The organism is Marinomonas sp. MED121, from assembly GCF_000153025.1.
Classification (GTDB): Bacteria; Pseudomonadota; Gammaproteobacteria; order Pseudomonadales; family Marinomonadaceae; genus Marinomonas.
Genome location: NZ_CH672429.1, coordinates 1,067,387 through 1,086,695 on the forward strand (window position 1 = coordinate 1,067,387; position 19,309 = coordinate 1,086,695).

The window sequence follows — 19,309 nt, forward strand, 5'->3', positions numbered from 1 at the left end:
GCAGGTTAATGCTAACAGCCAAACCTACAGCAAAATTAGAGTATAAACGGACTATTCTGCGAGAAAGGTAAAAAGCATTATAGAAGCCATAAAAGCAAACACACCTAAAAAGAGTGCGGTTCCTTTGGCACCAGCAGGGTTTTCCATCGCCAAACTCGAAATAATAGCGATTTTATTAGCAACACCTTTTACTTCTTTGTCAAAAATAACCTTAATCACATCAATCATAAATTTCGTTAGTTGTTTATCTAATTCACTCTGTTTTCGCATGCTCTTTTTTAAATCCTATTTTCAGGTTATTTGGGTATTTATCCAGTCTGGGCTTTGACTCTTTTATGTCCACCAATTAGGCACGCTTTAACAATTGAACGTAAAAAGTAGTAACACCTCAAGTGTTAAAAATTAATCGCACTGGCAAGGAACGTAATAACACCAGTTAAGTATTCACTAATATAATTATTTAAAATAAAATACAGCAAAATCAATCATAAATAACAATTTCATAACTATACCTCATCATAAATTAGGGAAAATATATGAACAAGCTCTCTACCTGCTCACTTACTTTAGCAATAGCCTTTGGAAGTTCAATTACACAAGCAGAAGAAACAGAAACCGTAAACTGGGAAGGCCTTTATACAGGTATTGCTATTGGCATCTCTTCAAGTACAGCATCACCAAGCACTGAAGTAGAATATAGCGGTTACTTTAATGACAACTCAAATGGTAGCGACCGAGATCAACTTGACCCTATATTACAAAGAGAAATAGAAGGAGATACAACAAGCGGTTCTTTATTATTAGGCTACCACTTTCAAAAAGGGAAATTCGTTTATGGACTTGAAGCTGATTTAACATTTGCAGAGTTTTCAGAGTCTGAGTCAGAAGGGCCAACTGATTATGATACAACAGCTGGCGCTTCTAACTTCACGACTGTTACTGAAATAAAAACAGACTATATGTTTAGCCTACGTCCTAAAGTTGGCTATGTAAAAGACAACTTTCTCATGCACATTTCTGCTGGACCAGTGATTTCAGAGTTTACAACAACTCATTCATATACTGACACACACGGCTCTGGTGCTAGCTTAAGTTTTGAAGATAAAGACTCATCAGTTGGCTTATCTGCAAATATCGGTATCGACTACCTAATATCAAATGGCCTATCAATTCGAGCTGATTATACCTACTTACACTTCTCAGATATTTTAGATGGAAGCGGCGACGTAAATAGTGATGGTAGTGACGACATCACCTATGGATCAGACTTCACGTCTCAAAATATTCGTTTAGCACTAACTAAACAGTTTTAATAGCATCTGCATATAAAGCCGGACACAAAGTCCGGCTTTTTTATTCCTGTACTTTACAGTCACACAGTTTTTTGCCGCATGCCTAAGTTAGAGAGTGCTTTGATGATTATCTAATAAAGCGTATTTGGGCGTTTACCCAGTCTGGGCTTTGACTATCTAATTAGGTAACGGGCGATTTGGTCTTAATTTCTTTTAGAGAGGCTCAAGTAGCTACGACCCAAATAAAGGGGCAATAACTGGTGCAGTAATATATAAAACAGTCATCGCTAATATTAAGTGAACAAAAATTAACGTTATCCAATGATTGATTATTTTAAATATTGAATTGATTGAATTAAACCAAGCTTTCGAAGAAAACTGAACAATCAAAGGACTAGTAGGCATCCACTTCTTTCTTGCAAAATATCTTGCAGAGGTAATACCAGCATATGAAACCAAAAAGAAAGCGACCATTATAGGCTCTACTATTTTTGAAGCAGTACCTTCAATAAAAGGAAGAGATACCATCATTGTAAATATTACAACAATCCAAAGCGGCCACAGTATAAAGCCAGAAACTGATTCAAAATAAGAAAACCTCTTCGCTAATAGCCTAGGTATGAATTCCATATAATTCCCTTAAAATAACTAGTTCTAATTTTATCCGCTTGATCTTAAACACCTTTAAAACAAAAGCCCACTGGTTTAGTGGGCTTTGTGAGGGCTAGTCACACAGGTTTCTACTGCATATCTAAATTAGAGAGCGCTTCGATGATTATCTAATAAAGTGTATCTGGAGGTTGGTCTATGACTATCGTGTGCTGATCGTCATTGTTAAAAGATTAGCGACTTTACTACCTGTAAATGCATCTGCACCACCAAGGCAATCAGCCATTTCACCTTCAGGTGTGTAGATAACTTAACCAGCCAAAAATAAAGAAAATTATTTTATATATTATAAATCAAACACTTACGATAAAAAACTTATTCAGAAGTTTCGTTCTTTTTATATAAGCCTAGTTATAAATATAATAATCCTGAAACTTTAAAAATGGTGATTTTAAGCTCATTATTGTGGGAAGTACATATAACTTAGTTCTTCTATACCGCCATTAGAAGTAAACATATCGCAAGAACCTGTTCCATGGATAGTCACTAAAGCTCCTGAGCTATATGCCACAGTAAGTTGTGTAAGAACGGATTTTCCAGTATCGGTAGAAACGTCAAAAACATAACTCCAAGCTTTATAGCCATTACAAACTTCAGAAGCCTTATTACCTCCAACAACATTAAATACAACACAGTCTGAAGTCCCGACACACTTCCCACCATAATAAGGTCCAGATCCAATTGAGGTTACTTTACAATTTTTACAAGATCCTGCATTAATACTTGTTGAAAATAAAACAGTAGCGGCTATTAACATTATATTTTTCATGTTATTTCTTATCCCTTAGACTTATGGTCAGACTTAAAAATCTTCAATTGATAGCAAGAAGTTAAATTTATATAGTTTGATAATGAGAAAGAAGTATTAAAACTTCCATCATTGAAATTATATCTTTAATTTTAAACTCCTTTAAGACAAAAGCCCACTGGTTTAGTGGGCTTCGTGAGGTCTATTACACAGATTTCTGCCGCATGCCTAAGTTAGAGAGCGCTTTGATGATTATCGAATAAAGCGTACTTGGTGGGTGGTCTATGACTATTGCGTACTGATCGTCCTTGTTAAAAGACTAGCGATTTCACTACCTGTAAGTGCATTTGCGCCACCGAGAAAATCAACCATTTCACCTTCAGAAGTGCCGATAACTTAATCGGCTAAGAATAAATAAAATGGCATGAGTTTATCTGTTAAAAATTAATCGCACTGGCAAGGAACGTAATAACACCAGTTAAGTATTCACTAATATAATTATTTAAAATAAAATACAGCAAAATCAATCATAAATAACAATTTCATAACTATACCTCATCATAAATTAGGGAAAATATATGAACAAGCTCTCTACCTGCTCACTTACTTTAGCAATAGCCTTTGGAAGTTCAATTACACAAGCAGAAGAAACAGAAACCGTAAACTGGGAAGGCCTTTATACAGGTATTGCTATTGGCATCTCTTCAAGTACAGCATCACCAAGCACTGAAGTAGAATATAGCGGTTACTTTAATGACAACTCAAATGGTAGCGACCGAGATCAACTTGACCCTATATTACAAAGAGAAATAGAAGGAGATACAACAAGCGGTTCTTTATTATTAGGCTACCACTTTCAAAAAGGGAAATTCGTTTATGGACTTGAAGCTGATTTAACATTTGCAGAGTTTTCAGAGTCTGAGTCAGAAGGGCCAACTGATTATGATACAACAGCTGGCGCTTCTAACTTCACGACTGTTACTGAAATAAAAACAGACTATATGTTTAGCCTACGTCCTAAAGTTGGCTATGTAAAAGACAACTTTCTCATGCACATTTCTGCTGGACCAGTGATTTCAGAGTTTACAACAACTCATTCATATACTGACACACACGGCTCTGGTGCTAGCTTAAGTTTTGAAGATAAAGACTCATCAGTTGGCTTATCTGCAAATATCGGTATCGACTACCTAATATCAAATGGCCTATCAATTCGAGCTGATTATACCTACTTACACTTCTCAGATATTTTAGATGGAAGCGGCGACGTAAATAGTGATGGTAGTGACGACATCACCTATGGATCAGACTTCACGTCTCAAAATATTCGTTTAGCACTAACTAAACAGTTTTAATAGCATCTGCATATAAAGCCGGACACAAAGTCCGGCTTTTTTATTCCTGTACTTTACAGTCACACAGTTTTTTGCCGCATGTTTAAGTTAGAGAGCGCTTTGATGATTATCTAATAAAGCGTATTTGGGCGTTTACCCTGTCTGGGCTTTGACTCTCTAATAAGGTAACGAGGCTCTAATAGAAAAGGCCCTGCTTTCTATCAGATGGCAATTGCCCCTGCACTCCAGCCTCTTCGATTAAGTGCCCGACACAGCTTTAGAGATAAAACAGTTTTGAGTTAGTGTTCATACCTAATAATGAGACGATAAAATCACAGCAGGCTTCGCGGCCTTTTAGTGCAGCACTAGTATGACGAGTTCTTTCGCCATATCGAGGTGCTAGATATCTAGATATTAATAAGTGCTAGGTTGAACGGGTTAGTACTATCGCTAGCACACAAGGTTGGACGCAAGCCCCCCTCGAAGAATCCAGCATAAATGCTGTTGCTCACGCACCCCAAAAAACCGTAATACATAAAAACAGACAACTTGAGCACCTTTTTCATTTAGAGAACAAATTTCAGTACAAGATTTTTCCAGTGTATTTAAATGGCAGATCTAAGTGGGTTTGGGTGCCAATATTTGAAAATAAGAAATTTCATATTAAAATACATACAAAAAGTTTATTCAAATTACTGTAAATAAGGGCTAAACACGGTTTTAATATCATAAAAAACACTTACTCATAAAGTATTTAAATTCTATTCAAGGTAATTTTTCTACCTTAAGATTTTCAAGTTTCCTTTCTTGAGCGTAGAACTCTGTTGCCTTATAATTTTTTAGGTATTCACCTTCCATATTATCAACTCTTGAGTACTCATTGTAAAAAGTCTCAGAAGATATATTAACTGTATTTAGTAACTGCCAAGAAACAGGTTTAGTTAACATAAACATATCAGATAACTCTTTACAAAACCCCGAAGGCTTTACTGAATATGACTTTGGAGGAAATACAAAATTAATTCCTAAATTCCCTCCTCTCATTTGATGCATTTTCGTAGATAAATATGCAATCCCTGATATTTCTGTTTCTTCTTTACTTATCCACTGTAACAATAAGTTTGGAATTATATATTCTTCATTGAAAGCTGCAAAAATATGAGAGCGATTATAGCTACATGCAATAAGTATTGGAAACAGTATGATTTTTGCCAAGTCCACTGGGATATCATCATCATTCCCTTCAATATGTTTACAAAGACCAGTAAAAACCATTGTATCTAGTGAGTACGAAAAATCTAAATATTTTGTCTCTTTATCAGAGTTATATATAAACCTAGATAAATATAGACTATTTAAATCTGGTGTACCCATTTCTTGCCAACAAACAAAAAGAGATGTACCGAGGTACAAACATGGAACTCCAGCAATAGAATAACGCTGACTTCCTACTAAATGTCTTAAATTAAAGGGAATGTGAAATAATTCTTTTATATTTTTTATTGGTAATTCTGAGCACCTTACTCTATATAATGAACTTCCAAATCGGCCATTATATATACCTATATCTTTAAATAGTAATGGCATATATTTTTTTACTACTGGAAGTGATAGTATCTTTTCAAAAATTATATATGCTTTTCCTGCACTACCAGACAAGTACATATCTATAGTCTCTAAAATCAAAGATTTTATTTTTTCTAAATCACTGACATTATTAATAAGTTCTTTTTCAATAATACCGGATTCATTAGAAAACTCACTAACTCGTTTGATAAATGTATTTAGCCTATATTCTAAATCTTCACGATAAGATCTATCATTTTCTGCAGAAAATGGACCTTCTAACTCCTTCTCTTCCAATAATTTTTTAATAACATTTTGAATATCACTCAACTTTATTACCTTCTATTAATACATTAATTTTGCTTATTTCTCTTTTCATCCCATGTTTCAAGAACAAATAGAGCCATTGTGTGAGCAGAATGTATAGCTAAACGGGCGTGTCGCGGTTTAAGGTTATATATTTTTCTTCCTTCACCGTGAGCTGAACTCGCATGAGTTCGAAAAGCGCCAATACCATCTACAACCGAAAAAATACCAGATAGAATTCTTTTTAGGTCATCGTCTTGTACTAACTTTGTATCAAAGCCTAAATCATCCTTAACTACCTTCCAAACACCTTTAAGATCTTGTTTTGATGGCATAGGTAAACCTTCATCAGATATGTAAACTTTAAATATTGATTCAAGAATATTGCATGCTGCTGATACAGCCTCTCTCGGCTCAGAGCTTACATTATTCAAAGCTCTATTAAATTCCGACTCAATAGTAGGGATATCACGACCTTTGATTAATTCAGCTAACGATCTACTAGGAGCGGAACTGCCATCTGAAATAATACCACCAGTTAAATAGCTTAAGTTGTAACGCTCTAGAGCAGATACTAATTTAAGTTTTAGGCTTATCCTTTTATCAACCTTATTATTCCCAAAAACATCCTCATCTTCGCTTTCATCGCCAGAATATTCCATATACGGCTCTATTAGCTTACCAAGTATTTGTAATGGAAGGTCAGATTCTTTATTTATATGACGTAACCAAGTTTGAACTTTTGCAGGTTTAGCACCTTCTGGAACTTCACCAGGTGCATCTGCAAATAAAAAAAGATTGTTTATACTTGTATGAGATTCAATAGAAGGTAATCTCTCAGATAAAACAGCAATAATAGGAGCTGGTATTTCTTTTCTCATAAAAATCTCAATACATTAAAAACTCAGATAAAATCTTAATTTCATAAAAAAATAATAACTTTATATTAAAAAATCAACTCACATAAAAATCAGATAATTTTCTATCAAACCACTTTAGCTCACAAAACTTTGTAACTAAGTGTTCATATTCTTTTTTATAAAAAAGTTTTAAAGGTGTTTTCTCTGAAGAAATTTCTTTAGATATTTTTTCATACTCATTAATTAAATCTGACAAATAAATCAAATCAGACTCTAAATATTTAACAATGCTATAGCCCTGTGATAATGGGTCATCCATGTCGTCAACTAAATGATAAAAGGCATCATTTTCGTGAACATCTAATTGACCAATTAATGCTGCATGAATTGATTTATTCCCAGATAAGTTATTATTATTATATGTATTATTAATTCTATCTGAAAGTTTTGAAATCAAACGATAAGTATCATCTCTCTGCTGCTGAGATGCAAAATATTTTGATTGCTTAACACTTTCATTTGCTGATCGTGTTAATTCCACTCTAGTTAATTCAAGCTCTTTACTTTGCAAAACAATAGTGTAGAGAAGCGCAATTAATGCCATAAAACTCATTAATGGATTAAGCGTACCACCAACAAAATCACCAAAAGTCCCCCAGTCGCCTTGTTCAGAACTCCAAGCAGAACCAAAATTAATAAGGTACGAAGTTATTACAACAAAATATGCAATAACACAGATAGCAACAATAACACCCAATCTAAACAAAGTTTTTTTCATTTATTAGCCTTAACAATTAATACTCTAGGCCGCACGAGGATGTCTCTTCAAAAGACCACAATCCTTGTGTGTGCATATAAGCTCATGATCTTACGCCTCTTTATCCACATTTCAAATGCTTTTTGTTGTTACTTCTTATATCGTTTTACTCTCATATTTCACTTTAAAAATTGCAGGTGAGTTCCTTCATGGCGATAACACATAACACTCGCCGAGTTCCTTTTAATACACAGGCGCTGGAGGCAACGTCCTTAACCTCTGATTTTATTGTGTTAAGTGGAGTAACCCACAGGCTTTAACCCTGAAAGCTCACAGAATCTGTGGATAGCATGTCAGCTTATCCACTTTGTTTTGGGCACTCATGATTCAGCTAAGGTTTAAAAGGTTATTTATTCACAGCTTGGTTCAAGCAGAATACGCGGTAGGCAAATACGGTCAGAGTCACCCATAACAAGGATTCAAACACACTGATAATAAAGGTGATGATGACGTGCTCTAATGCAAGTAAGGCAAACAAGTTTTCGATGAGCCATACGGGAAGCAAGGTAATTAACAGCAGGGTTACTCCCCCTAATAGAATGCGCCATTCTATGCCTTTGGTGGCATTCCAACTTGCTTCTAAGGCAGTAAAAGGGGCCTGCTTATTGAGCACACAATAAAACTCTGAAAATGCGAGCCGCGCCATGATGTAAAACCCGGGTAGGATAAACAAAAAGAGGCCTGTCATAAGGGCTAAACTCACGAGCACAGACAGTAAAAAGAGGGGCCGCCAATAATTGAGTGCCACCCCATAACACTGCCCTCTTGTGAGAGGGTCACCAGAAATAACAGAGGCCATGTAAGCAATGAGCGCCCCCTGATAAAGAGGATAAACAATCAAGCCCACAGTGGAGGTCAACCAAAATTGCTGATTAAGGTCATCGCTATACACGCCCGCTAGTGCATAAAGCAGATTAAGAGGAATAATACAGGGTAAAATGATGCGACTAATCGCGCCGATATGATGTCGATAAAACGTTAAACTGTCTTTAACTAATGACGATACTTCGTCCATATTAACCCCTAAAAAGCACTGTCGTATTGGAAATAAGAAAGTTCAACGTCAAGTATGTACAGGCTATTTGAGTTTTTAAAGTCTCTCAATAAGCGTTTTTAATTACTTGATAGCAAACAATTTTATCATTAAACACAAGGGCCTTTATAGGGAAATAACATACTTTCTAACAAGATGATTAAATCGAAAAAGCCCATCTATTTAGCATAGATGGGCTTAGGTTAAACTAGATAAGCCTTTTTTAGCTTTGCTCTTTAAGCCAGAGCCAGCTCTTTTATACCAGAGCTAATTCTTGATCACTCGGTATGGTATTCCCATTAGGCCTATCTCCGGATAATACAAACAGTCTTGCCATACGAATTAAGTCCTGCCTTTTTTGGCTCCAATTATCGATGGCATTGGCATCTCGTAAGATTTCATGCAAAAAAGACCTATCTTGCTCCAAGTTACGACCACCATCAAGAAGGTATCCTTTTAAATTACGGATAATCCCCCTATGTAAGGCTTCGACATCACGCACTGCGACTTCATGATAGCCCACATTCGGTCTAAAGCTGTTTTCAATCGCCCCAATATTATCAATGATGTATTGCAACCTATTAGTCCCTTGATAAGGGGCATTACGTTGGATCTCAGCATAATCCGCCAGCGCGGTTCTTAGGCTCTGGATTGATAGCTGTGGGCTGTTGACGATATAGCTCATGACAGCACTATAAAAGCAGTTACCGTCTCTATCTGTATCGGTCAGGTTGCCATTCGCATCTCGAACCCAATAGTGATTACCAATTTTTGCAATGCGAATACAATCTGTTTGATTGACTAAATGCTGGACTACATTCCCTAGATTTAAATTAAACCCATTTGGATTCATCGCCACCAACCCAAAATTAGGATCCAAGATATGATCAAATCGATGAATTTGTGTCAGACGACCTTGCTGTACATCTAAAGGAGATCTGGCAGAAGCGACCTCAATCGGGAACTGCAACAACTGAGACATGAGCAAGGGTGCAATGTCTCCCCCAATATTAGCCCAGCTTGCCATGGTTCTAATTTGCGTAACCACTTGCTGCGCGCCTGTTTCTTGAAATTGCAAAGGCTTAGAAAAGTCCGAGCTGGCAATCGCAGAGAAGTTAAGCTTAGGTTTATATTCGAACAGGTTTGAAGATATATCGATATTTGATTTGGCTTGGTCAATACGTTTAGCCGGAAAGCGTGTAATACATTCCTTAAACGCTTTACGGTGATGATCTAGCCAATGGGTCTGATAATAACTTTCAATATAAGTTAGCTTCATTTCTATATGCTTAATCGCTTCTGGGGCTAACAGAATTCGATATTCACTCGCATCTTTACGAATAAAGCAGACGGTACTAAAAGGGTTAAAGCTATAATGCAGCTGTTTTTTATAGCTATTGGCATTGGCACTTTCAATCAGATCTTGAGTCTCTTCAGAAAACTGTTTTAAATCCTTATCAAGTTGATCTTTAAGAGGAATATACTTTTGCGGTTCCTTTATATTTGAATCTAAACTTGTCACGCCATTAGACATATCAAATAACCTAGATAACTGACCTCTCACACCACTTGTCTTTAAGCGGACGGTGCGTAAATCTTGAGCGGATTTCACTTCAAGACTTTCAAATTCATCCCCTTTATTCAACGCATTTTTGCTATCCATTACATCCAAAATACGAATAACGACAGGTAAAGCAAAAGCTTTAAGCTGTACTGTCAAAGAAGGAAGCGCTTTAAAGTCATCCTTATCAAACACCACAGGATCGCCTAGGGCTTGGATACTCCCCATGCTTTTTAAAGCGTGACTTAAGGTTTTAACTTGGTCTTTATCATCCATGGTGACAAAAAGCTCAACATAAGGCAGATGATAATGAAAGCTAGACTCCCCTGTCATAACCTTGGTATGCACCATGCTGCTTAACACACCGCACAGAGTGGCTTGGTGTATCTTTGGCTGGTTTTCTAACTCTGAACGAAAATCATTCAAAAATTTAATGTCATATCCTGATTTAGGCTTATCTGAAAATACTAATTGAGTCGAAAATGCTTGATGCGTATTTTGATAAAAACGCATAAAGGCCAGCATCATTTTCGCATTTTCATAATCGGCATCTTTTTCTTCTTGTTTACGTTTATCCTTATCATTATTTTTCACTTCTTTAAGCAAAATATCGTCATAGGTTTTTACTGAACTTTTATCTGGTTTTTCGTTTTGTAGTGCCAACCAGTTTTTGTTCAATGACGCTTCAATGTCTTTACCAATAATCGCGTCAACATCCACCGCATTATCAATCTTAAATTTAGCCATGCTGCTGGCTAGGTTTTTCCAACCATAGTCATTTTGAACCGTATCAAATAAATCCTTCACCAAGGGGCGTAAAAAGCCTAAAGTTTTATGATTGGATAACACCTTAAACGCCGTATTAAAGCTTTTAATACTGATGCTGTTTTCTAGGCTTTGTAGCTCTTTAGACGTATTTGAAAAGCGTTTTTTATAACTCTCATTAATCGCATTCACCGCATTACAACCACGTAAAACACGTTTGAAAAATTTATGGGGTGAGCCTGAGATTTCGTTAAAAACTTCCAATATCAATAAGACGTTTTCATTTAATTGATAGCGCCAATCCGGCACATTTAACCAGGTGCCAGAATGCTTAGGGGCAGCTTGGTATAACACAGGCATGGTTTTCACTTGCGCCCATTGCTGAATCGTTTCATAGCAGTCTCTTCGTGGAATACTCACATCCAACAATTCCCCCCGAAATTTAGCCAAAGTCGGACCAAACATTTTATGGTCAGGCCCTAACTTATAATCATCACCGCCAGAGCATCTGGGTTCACCTTCAGAGGAATATTGATCTGTTACATATCGCACTATCACGCGATATAAAACAAACTTAGAAATACTGTTATTCACTAAAATTGAACTTGAATAAGGGTTTTCATTAGCATTTAACGTCGCATCTAACGGCATAGGTGCTGGCGGATAAAAGCTGTTATAAAAAATATCATCTGGATGTAAACCTTGCTTCTTTAATACCTTTTCTACTTCTTTATCTATGCCAGGTAATAGCATGGCATTATCAAAATGGTTAAGCGGATGAAGCAATACAGTCCCCGAATTGAATACCATATTACTTTGGTAACCCTTTAGAAGAGTGAGATGTAATGGGTGAGTTTTTACCTCTTTTTCAGGTTCAGTTGAGGTGTCTTTTTTTTCATTCTGTTTGCTTGTCGTCACTTCATCCTTTGAGTTTGAATTTAAAGACGTTTCTTGTTTTTTATCTTGCTTGCTCGTCGTCACCTCGTCCTTTGAGCTTGGCATGGTTTCAAGTCGTTTTTCATCAGTCTCCTTCGCTCCAGCACTAAAACTGCCATTATCTTTGACAGAAAATTCAAGTGTCGGAAAATCCAGTACCTTATTATCAATAAACTCACCTTTAAAGAGTTGCAAACCTTCTTGTTGGTAGTTATCTAGCTCTTTACGATTGCAGGTTAAAAAGGTCTCCCAATCTTGCTGAAAGATGGGCATATATTCTTCTTTAAGATAGTTATGAACTTCAGAAAAAATTTGATACCAACGATAAATCGGTAAGTTAGGGTTGATCACAATTTGATTATCAAAGTCACTCCATTTATCAGGATCAATATCTGATTTCACTTTTTTCATGATATTGAGTGAAGAGCCGCCTTTAATGAAAACCCTAACATCATCACCAAATTTCTCTTCCAAATGTTGAGTTAATTTATCAATTTTCTTTAATAAAAATGCTCTAACTGTGGGGACATTATTGAATTCTTCAGTTAATACATCGTCTATTTTTCGCTGAAATGCCGTTCTACTTTTAGCCATAATATTTTCTCCAATTCTAATAGGTCAGTTGGTCGATCTAATGAGTTTCATTGTTTTGAGATTTATCTCGCCAACGGGTTAACTGGGTCTTAAAGTTGGTGATATTCGCCTTATACTGAGTACGCTCATGATCGAGCCAATGCAGCAGGTAAAAGTCTCTAAGCTGACCAATGTATAAATGGAAATATTCGTTAATGTATTCTTCTCTGAGAATACGATAAGGAAGGTGACCAATAAGAAGATTACGATCATTATATTGACGGGCAAAAATAAGGGCTTTCTGACCCGCCTCATAATCTTCAGCATAACCTTTTAGATCTGTATTAAGGTCAGCTGGCTTCTTATGGGTTTTAGGTGAGTTTAGCGTGATCGCTGTAATCAGCTTTTTAAGCTCTGCTAACATATTCATAAGGTTATGAACCTGCGCTTTATCTACCCCATATGCGTTTAGTGTATCTGCTGAGTTTTTATCATCATAAAGGTTAGTTTTAGCTTGTTTGATTGCCTCATCTATCGCGTTCCCTAAACTCACCACGGCATTTTGCAAGTCACGGATGTGACCCTTTTTATCAGCGGTATCTAGCAGGCTGCGAATAAAGTGCATTTGAATATATAAGTTAATTAAATGCTCTCGACAGTCTTCAATTTCTTTAACTATGTCTTTTGCACCATTAATGATTTTAGTTAGCTTAATACATTCTCCTCTCTGTTGATTTGCTTTACTCAAGCGACTTAGCTTGGTTTCGTCTTCTCTCAAACTTTGGCGCAAGCCGACTAGTTCTTGCATAAGTTTGGCGTTCATATGCTCTAAAAAAGAATAGGCTTCATCTGCTGTATGACACAGGGTATTAATTTCTAACCTATCGTTAACACGTTTACTAACCAGTTGTTTCTCTAAGTCAGCATTTTTTTGGTCAAAGGCAATGCATTTCTTCTCTTCATCTTGATCAACAAAATTCACTTGAATAACATGATCGCCAAAGCGCTTATCCTCGCAAGTGAAGTAGTCTTTACTAAATACAAAGCTTTTATCTTTAAAGAGCTGAGGCAATTCTGCCCACTGTTGCTTGCTACATTTCAGATAAAGCTGGACGACAGGGAAGTAGTAATTAAAAGCTAAATCTTTGGCATCTTTTAAATGCATTCGCCCGACAAGGTCTAATTGGCTGCCAATAATGCCGCAGAAATAACACACCGCATCCTCCTGCTTTTCTTTGACAGAAGAGTCAAACTCATCAGAAAAGACCAGACCTTGATTAAAGGAATCAAAAGGAAGTCCATCGGATAAAGAGCCAATATCCTCGATAATTCCCAGCCCCCAGACTTGTGTCGTTATTATCTTTTTATGGGAATCTATCTCTTTTTGGCTCTTTTGTGGCTTTGACTTTTCGTCCCAGCAATTCACCTTGGTATTACAGCTCCCTTCAAGGGCCAGCCTAAAGTGGTTAATTTGCTCTATTTGTTTCATATTGAGCTTAAACTTTTCCCCAAAAGCTTGATTGCTCTTATTCACAATAAAGAGATGTTTTAGCAGCTCCTCATAATTTTCAATCGCTTGTGCTGACGCTTTTTTCGCTGCGATAAGTGCTTCTTTTGGTTTGTCTTTAAATTTTGACTCGTCCACGGAGAAGGCTTTTAGCAGAATATTTTTAGCGCTGTTTTTAGCATCCTTACCGTCTTTTTCCACATTGAAATTGATGAGCATGTTTTCAATTTCTTTTTGATAAGTTGGAGGATTCTTTTTAGTATTCGGTAAAAATTTGGTGAGCAATTCCGTCTTTAATGTTGGACTCAACTTATCCCATTGATAGTCATTGATTAAAATGGAGCCGAGCTGCTTATAAAAAGACTGAATAGCAGGCTTATGTTGATAAGCATCATAATTCGCCTTTAACTCACCAATAAACTTAAACAAGTTAGCGTTCAAGGGACTATTTGAATCTTTTTCAGAAGACTCTTGAATCGCACTCAAAGCAGGCCAGGCTCTTTCTAGACGCTTGTAAAATTTATGGGCTGAGTTACTGCTATAAGTCAGCACCTCGTGCAACATCATCACGTTTTCTTGCAGCTGATATGCCCAACCTGGAATACGAATCGCACGCATTTCATCAATATCTTTCTGCTTTTTAGCCGATATATAAGAACGCATATAAGTATTGGTGTTGTTTAAACCACGCAGATCATCTTTAAACCGACGCCAATAGTTAATGGTTTCTTCACTTTCACGGCGAGGAATAGAGATATCGATTACCTCTCCCCTAAACTTGGCTCTATCAACCCCGACATCATCACGAATTTTGACACCATTGTAGTCAACACCTGGCGCGCTATAACGGACAATCAGGCGATAAAGTAAAAACTTCCCTATCGTACAGTTCATCCAAACGGAGCTGTCTTTTTTGATTTTTTTACCGTTTTTATCTTTTAAAACAATGACGGATGGCGGGAAAAAGTTATTCGCTTCACGGAATTTTTCTTTCATGAAGTTAATATCTAAGTTTAAATTTTGAGCAAATACGGTGCGGGTATTATCAAATGCATTGAGGGGGTGTAGGTATTCTTGAGCTAGGCATAGCAGCACATTACTTTGCATTTTTTTAGCATGAAGCAAGGTCGCTTCTGGCCCACTAAAGCCAATTTCCTTCTCTATTTTTTCGCCAAAAGGGACACGCTGCATGTGATCTGCTAGATAACCACCGGCGGGGACCTCTTCAGGATAATCGACAAAAAAGAGGTCTCTTACCGAAGGTAAATACTCGTCACGAATATAGCAGTGAATCTGATTAAAGATTTCATACCACCAAGCTCTGGGAATATAAGGGTTAATGATGATTTGATTATCAAAGTCACTCCAGCCTATTTCCTCAGCGTGTTCTTCTTTGGAATTCGCTTTTACATCATTGAGTTTTTTCAGTTTTAACGAAGACTTACCCTTGATATAAACTTGCACAAGATCTGAGCCAAAACGGTCCTCAATTTCTTTTGCCATTCTGCCTGTATGTCTGAGTATAAACTCTCGCGCTTGGCGATTATTATTAATCGCTTCGGTTAAAACATCATCCACACCTCGTTGGAATTCTGTTCTAGCTTGTTTCTTAGCCATAATCTTTACCTTTGTTAAATCACAGAAAAGTCCCTGTGATTGGGTGGAGTGATACGTCCTACAAGGTAAAAATACGGCTCATTCAAGCTCAAATTTTCAGATTGAAAAACGTAACTTTCTCGCAAAGGTTATGAAGATAGGGATAAATCAACTAGGGAAAATGCATGATAGTGAGCGACACAGGAAAAAGCCCAGTGAAGGGCTTTTAGAGCTTGTTAATCCTTTAAGCCTTATAGCCTTAAAGAACATCGAGCACGGTTTCTAACCAATCTTCTTCATCAGCCTCAGATAAAGCCTCATCAATAATCCCATCTAGGAAATCTGGCGTCATAATATAATTATCTATACCTCTTGCCGCATTAAACTGTGGCATCGATTTAAGATCATTACCTTGTATTTCTAACCCATCTTCAATATAAAGTTTTGCTTCAGCTTGTAATGCACGGTATGCAGTTAAATTAGATTCATGACTAATTGGTTTTAAACTATCACCTGAAGTGATTGCACTTTTAGCAGTCGAAGAAAGCTTTATACCTTTTAATGCAGGCCTAGGTTTTCCTTCAACGAGTTTTAAAAAATTATAAGGCGAACTAAAAAGTGGCATATTAACAAAATAGGCAGCAATCACAGGAATATCTATCATTGATTGTTTAAACCAGGCTTCAAAACTTTTATTTGTTAAACGCATCATTTTATATTTTCTGCATTCAGTGACAAAAGTTCTAAAGCGTGATCTAGCCATTTCACGCTGAATAATACTTTTAAAAAATGAAAACATTTCAATCACAGCAGTAGCAAAACTTGTGAACAGGCTGGAAGCCCCTGACGTTAAAATAGTCGCCGTTAATGACGCGGCAGAGCACAAACTCGTTGCGGCACTTTTTACACTGGCTTCCCCCACTTTTCCGCGTAAAATTTCGATCACGTCGCCAGCCAGAGGAAAAGCAGATAAAGACTTTAATGAACGGGTTCTTACATATAAAAAAGCTTGTTGAACACAGGTTTTAATTTGCTTAAATATGCTCACAGCATCACCCACTAAGGGGATCACCTTACCCAAAACACGGCTTACAACCTGAGGAATCAGCTGTATTATTTGCTGTAAAATTTTATCGACTAAAGACGGCTCTATTATTTTTGGTGGCGCGTCTTTTGGAATACTTAGCGATCTCATCGGCGCCATATAATCTTGAATTTCTTGTTTGAGTTTTGCAATTATCCAACTTTGAATATCGCTCTCACCTGCCCTACCTTTTTTTAAATCATGCCCTCTATCATAAACATCCGATATTTTGTCTACACCCTCTTTTCCCAAAGGCGCAAGTTCATCGCGTACAAGTTGTGCTGGCGTTTTACTATCACAGACTAAACTTGCATTTGAAAAAATGGTTAATATCTCTGCATTAAGAGGCGTTAATGTTTTTTTAGCAATAAAGGAATCATAGGTTGGCATAATACTTCTCGTTAAAATGATAAATTCTTGTTTAATAACTTTGACAAGAATCTAATCATTCGAATAATTATTCAAACTAAAAACCTAATATTCATAATATCTTCACACTAAGGTTACCATTAAGTTAATATTAAGATAAAAGTTAATCTATATGAATTTAATATTATTCAAATTTGATATTTTGATTAATTATTAAATTAAACGAAATATAGGTAATGGATAATAAATACATTTAAAAACTTAATGACAATATATTAACGAAAGGTTGTTAATGAAAGGCTATTAATAAAAAACTTTGATTAAAAAAAGGCAAAAAAAATAGGTAGAAATATCTATTCCTACCTACTTCTCTCATTACTTATCTGGCTATTTAACAAAAATTATTTAAGACCTTTTTGCTGCAAAATACGTTCAACCGTATCGACTGTTGCTTGAGTATGGCTATCTATTTCCAAGTTAACCCTGTCTCCTACCTTTAGTAATCCAAAGGTTGTCAGACGTAAAGTTTCAGGAATCAAAGAGATTTCAATCCAGTCTTCACCGATATCACAAATCGTCAGACTCGACCCATTTAAGCCCACATAACCTTTATCAAAAAGGTATCTCATGGCATCAACATCACTACTATCATGGCTTAAACCAGTCTGTTTTTTTACCACAAAGCGAATGCGATAACTGTCTTCTTGGGTACGTACTTGCAGCACTTCAATGGCACACATGATATGACCCGACATGACATGCCCACCCACTTCATCGCCCATCTTCGCGGCACGTTCAAAATTCACCTTATCTAAAGCTTGAATAGCCCCTAAATTGGTTAACGCCAAAGTGGTATCGATAACATCAAAACTTACCTTGTCCTGATCAACTTCAGCCACAGTCAAACAGACACCATTGATAGCAACACTTGCCCCTAACTGCTGTTTATCCATAGAATTTTTAGGGAACTGCACCACCAAACGCTTGTTTGTCCCCATTTCTTGACACTGCTCAACCAGAGCCATACCCTGAACAATACCCGTAAACATTAATTCACCTGCTTAGTAAAAATTTATAATCATTTCAAAGTCATAAGGGCTTAAAAATGATGAAAAAACATACAATTTAATGATAATTTTCTTCTTAGATTCAACACTGAAGAAGATTTGAACATATCCGTCTAAAGGCCCGTAGTTATTGGGATTGAAATAGTTATCACAAAGACACTAATAGGGTTATCCACAGCTTGCGGGGATAACGGAATCTACTCACACTAAACTTTTGTTATATAAAAATATGATAAATCGAATTTTACCACTTAAAAGATTGCTGACTTTTTTACTGCTTTTTAATGCATCTTATAGCTATTCAATAGCAAATCAAGCAGTTGTCGCCCCTTTCATGTGGCAAATTAAAACAGAGAAAGCCAACCTCTATTTAGTTGGCTCCATTCATGCTCTCAATGAAACCTTTTACCCTCTTGCTCCAGCCTACCTTGACGCTTTTGATTCAGTGAACAAGCTTGTGGTCGAGCTAAACATCCTGGCCTTGAACCCCATTGACGCTCAAAAACACATTGCGGCACTCACTTGGCTCGATGAAGACGAGACCCTAGCGAATCTTTTTAATGATAAGGAAATAAGCCAATTACAACCTTTTGCAGAGCGCAAAGGGATGGATATGCAAACCTTCCTAAGGCTAAGACCTTGGCTCATCTTAGAAATGATAAGCAGTTATCAATTTGCCCAGACGGATTTTCAAACCGCATTAGGGGTCGATCAATTTTTTATTAAACGAGCACAGCAAAAGGCAAAAACCGTTTTAGAGCTAGAAACACTAGAAGAGCAAATTAACGCGATCAATGGCGCTAGCTTATCGGCTCAAACTGCCGCGATTTCCCTCGCCCTCTCACAATTAGATCAAGGCCAAGAACAACTCACACAAATGGCGACCTTATGGCAAAGCGCTGACGCGAAAGGCTTGGATGAATACAGTCAAAAAGACCTGATAGAACAGCCTAATATAGCCCCTTTAATGTCACAGCTTTTGTATAAAAGAAACCAGGTTATGGCAAGCAGAATTCAAACCTACCTAGAAACAGGGGGCAGTTATTTTGTGGTCGTCGGTGCATTGCATTTATCTGGCTCGCAAAGCGTGCAAAGTCACCTTAAGAAAGTGGGCTATGAGATGGTAAAAGTCTTACCATAAAGACACTAAAACCCTTGTCACAAGCCTTAAATTAAAACCACAAAAAACGGCAACCTAGGTTGCCGCTTATGGTTTTACTGATGCT

General features: G+C 36.8%; 14 protein-coding genes. 3 read left to right on the forward strand and 11 right to left on the reverse strand.

What is annotated here, in order from left to right:
- Positions 1-51 precede the first annotated feature (51 nt).
- Positions 52-228, reverse strand: a complete 177-nt coding sequence (locus MED121_RS24375; RefSeq protein WP_165474608.1) for a hypothetical protein — start codon at positions 226-228, stop codon at positions 52-54.
- Between the two features lie 308 nt (positions 229-536).
- Between MED121_RS24375 and MED121_RS04905 the strand changes: the two genes are divergently transcribed.
- Positions 537-1,313, forward strand: a complete 777-nt coding sequence (locus MED121_RS04905; RefSeq protein ID WP_009832509.1) for an outer membrane beta-barrel protein — start codon at positions 537-539, stop codon at positions 1,311-1,313.
- Positions 1,314-1,523: 210 nt separating this feature from the next.
- On the opposite strand, the gene MED121_RS04910 is transcribed toward MED121_RS04905, so the two are convergent.
- The gene (locus MED121_RS04910) at positions 1,524-1,922 is read right to left on the reverse strand and encodes a hypothetical protein (protein ID WP_036178745.1); all 399 of its coding nucleotides are present in this window, start codon (positions 1,920-1,922) and stop codon (positions 1,524-1,526) included.
- Positions 1,923-2,361: 439 nt separating this feature from the next.
- Positions 2,362-2,730: a hypothetical protein gene (locus MED121_RS04915; protein ID WP_009832511.1), complete on the reverse strand. Its 369-nt coding sequence runs from the start codon at positions 2,728-2,730 to the stop codon at positions 2,362-2,364.
- Between the two features lie 557 nt (positions 2,731-3,287).
- Here MED121_RS04915 and MED121_RS04920 point away from each other — a divergent pair.
- The gene (locus MED121_RS04920; RefSeq protein WP_009832509.1) at positions 3,288-4,064 is read left to right on the forward strand and encodes an outer membrane beta-barrel protein; all 777 of its coding nucleotides are present in this window, start codon (positions 3,288-3,290) and stop codon (positions 4,062-4,064) included.
- Between the two features lie 744 nt (positions 4,065-4,808).
- Here the strand turns inward: MED121_RS04920 and MED121_RS04925 are convergent.
- The 8 genes from MED121_RS04925 to MED121_RS04960 all read right to left on the reverse strand — a co-directional run bounded on the left by MED121_RS04925 (position 4,809) and on the right by MED121_RS04960 (position 18,065).
- Complete coding sequence (locus tag MED121_RS04925; RefSeq protein ID WP_009832512.1) at positions 4,809-5,939, reverse strand: hypothetical protein; 1,131 nt, start codon at positions 5,937-5,939, stop codon at positions 4,809-4,811.
- Between the two features lie 23 nt (positions 5,940-5,962).
- Entirely contained in the window at positions 5,963-6,796 is an 834-nt protein-coding gene (locus MED121_RS04930; RefSeq protein ID WP_009832513.1) for an abortive infection family protein, read from the reverse strand.
- Positions 6,797-6,869: 73 nt separating this feature from the next.
- Positions 6,870-7,553 carry a hypothetical protein gene (locus MED121_RS04935; protein ID WP_009832514.1) on the reverse strand — a complete coding sequence of 228 codons (684 nt, stop codon included), beginning with the start codon at positions 7,551-7,553 and terminating at the stop codon, positions 6,870-6,872.
- Positions 7,554-7,938: 385 nt separating this feature from the next.
- Entirely contained in the window at positions 7,939-8,607 is a 669-nt protein-coding gene (locus tag MED121_RS04940) for a membrane spanning protein (RefSeq protein ID WP_009832515.1), read from the reverse strand.
- 274 nt (positions 8,608-8,881) lie between these two features.
- The gene (locus tag MED121_RS04945) at positions 8,882-12,481 is read right to left on the reverse strand and encodes a hypothetical protein (protein ID WP_009832516.1); all 3,600 of its coding nucleotides are present in this window, start codon (positions 12,479-12,481) and stop codon (positions 8,882-8,884) included.
- 37 nt (positions 12,482-12,518) lie between these two features.
- Positions 12,519-15,584 carry a hypothetical protein gene (locus MED121_RS04950; protein WP_009832517.1) on the reverse strand — a complete coding sequence of 1,022 codons (3,066 nt, stop codon included), beginning with the start codon at positions 15,582-15,584 and terminating at the stop codon, positions 12,519-12,521.
- Between the two features lie 238 nt (positions 15,585-15,822).
- The gene (locus tag MED121_RS04955; protein WP_009832518.1) at positions 15,823-17,037 is read right to left on the reverse strand and encodes a hypothetical protein; all 1,215 of its coding nucleotides are present in this window, start codon (positions 17,035-17,037) and stop codon (positions 15,823-15,825) included.
- A gap of 380 nt (positions 17,038-17,417) precedes the next feature.
- Complete coding sequence (locus MED121_RS04960) at positions 17,418-18,065, reverse strand: riboflavin synthase (RefSeq protein WP_009832519.1); 648 nt, start codon at positions 18,063-18,065, stop codon at positions 17,418-17,420.
- A 352-nt stretch (positions 18,066-18,417) separates the two neighbouring features.
- On the opposite strand from MED121_RS04960, the gene MED121_RS04965 reads away from it, so the two are divergent.
- Positions 18,418-19,224, forward strand: a complete 807-nt coding sequence (locus tag MED121_RS04965; RefSeq protein WP_207382771.1) for a TraB/GumN family protein — start codon at positions 18,418-18,420, stop codon at positions 19,222-19,224.
- Positions 19,225-19,309: the final 85 nt, after the last annotated feature.

Excerpts from the sequence above, each read along its gene's own strand:
- MED121_RS04960 (WP_009832519.1), bottom strand. The coding sequence starts at position 18,065 with ATGTTTACGGGTATTGTTCAGGGTATGGCTCTGGTTGAGCAGTGTCAA.
- MED121_RS04905 (WP_009832509.1), top strand. The coding sequence starts at position 537 with ATGAACAAGCTCTCTACCTGCTCACTTACTTTAGCAATAGCCTTTGGA.
- MED121_RS04965 (WP_207382771.1), top strand. The coding sequence starts at position 18,418 with ATGTGGCAAATTAAAACAGAGAAAGCCAACCTCTATTTAGTTGGCTCC.
- MED121_RS04950 (WP_009832517.1), bottom strand. The coding sequence starts at position 15,584 with ATGGCTAAGAAACAAGCTAGAACAGAATTCCAACGAGGTGTGGATGAT.
- MED121_RS24375 (WP_165474608.1), bottom strand. The coding sequence starts at position 228 with ATGATTGATGTGATTAAGGTTATTTTTGACAAAGAAGTAAAAGGTGTT.
- MED121_RS04945 (WP_009832516.1), bottom strand. The coding sequence starts at position 12,481 with ATGGCTAAAAGTAGAACGGCATTTCAGCGAAAAATAGACGATGTATTA.
- MED121_RS04910 (WP_036178745.1), bottom strand. The coding sequence starts at position 1,922 with ATGGAATTCATACCTAGGCTATTAGCGAAGAGGTTTTCTTATTTTGAA.
- MED121_RS04915 (WP_009832511.1), bottom strand. The coding sequence starts at position 2,730 with ATGAAAAATATAATGTTAATAGCCGCTACTGTTTTATTTTCAACAAGT.
- MED121_RS04920 (WP_009832509.1), top strand. The coding sequence starts at position 3,288 with ATGAACAAGCTCTCTACCTGCTCACTTACTTTAGCAATAGCCTTTGGA.
- MED121_RS04935 (WP_009832514.1), bottom strand. The coding sequence starts at position 7,553 with ATGAAAAAAACTTTGTTTAGATTGGGTGTTATTGTTGCTATCTGTGTT.
- MED121_RS04940 (WP_009832515.1), bottom strand. The coding sequence starts at position 8,607 with ATGGACGAAGTATCGTCATTAGTTAAAGACAGTTTAACGTTTTATCGA.
- MED121_RS04955 (WP_009832518.1), bottom strand. The coding sequence starts at position 17,037 with ATGCCAACCTATGATTCCTTTATTGCTAAAAAAACATTAACGCCTCTT.
- MED121_RS04930 (WP_009832513.1), bottom strand. The coding sequence starts at position 6,796 with ATGAGAAAAGAAATACCAGCTCCTATTATTGCTGTTTTATCTGAGAGA.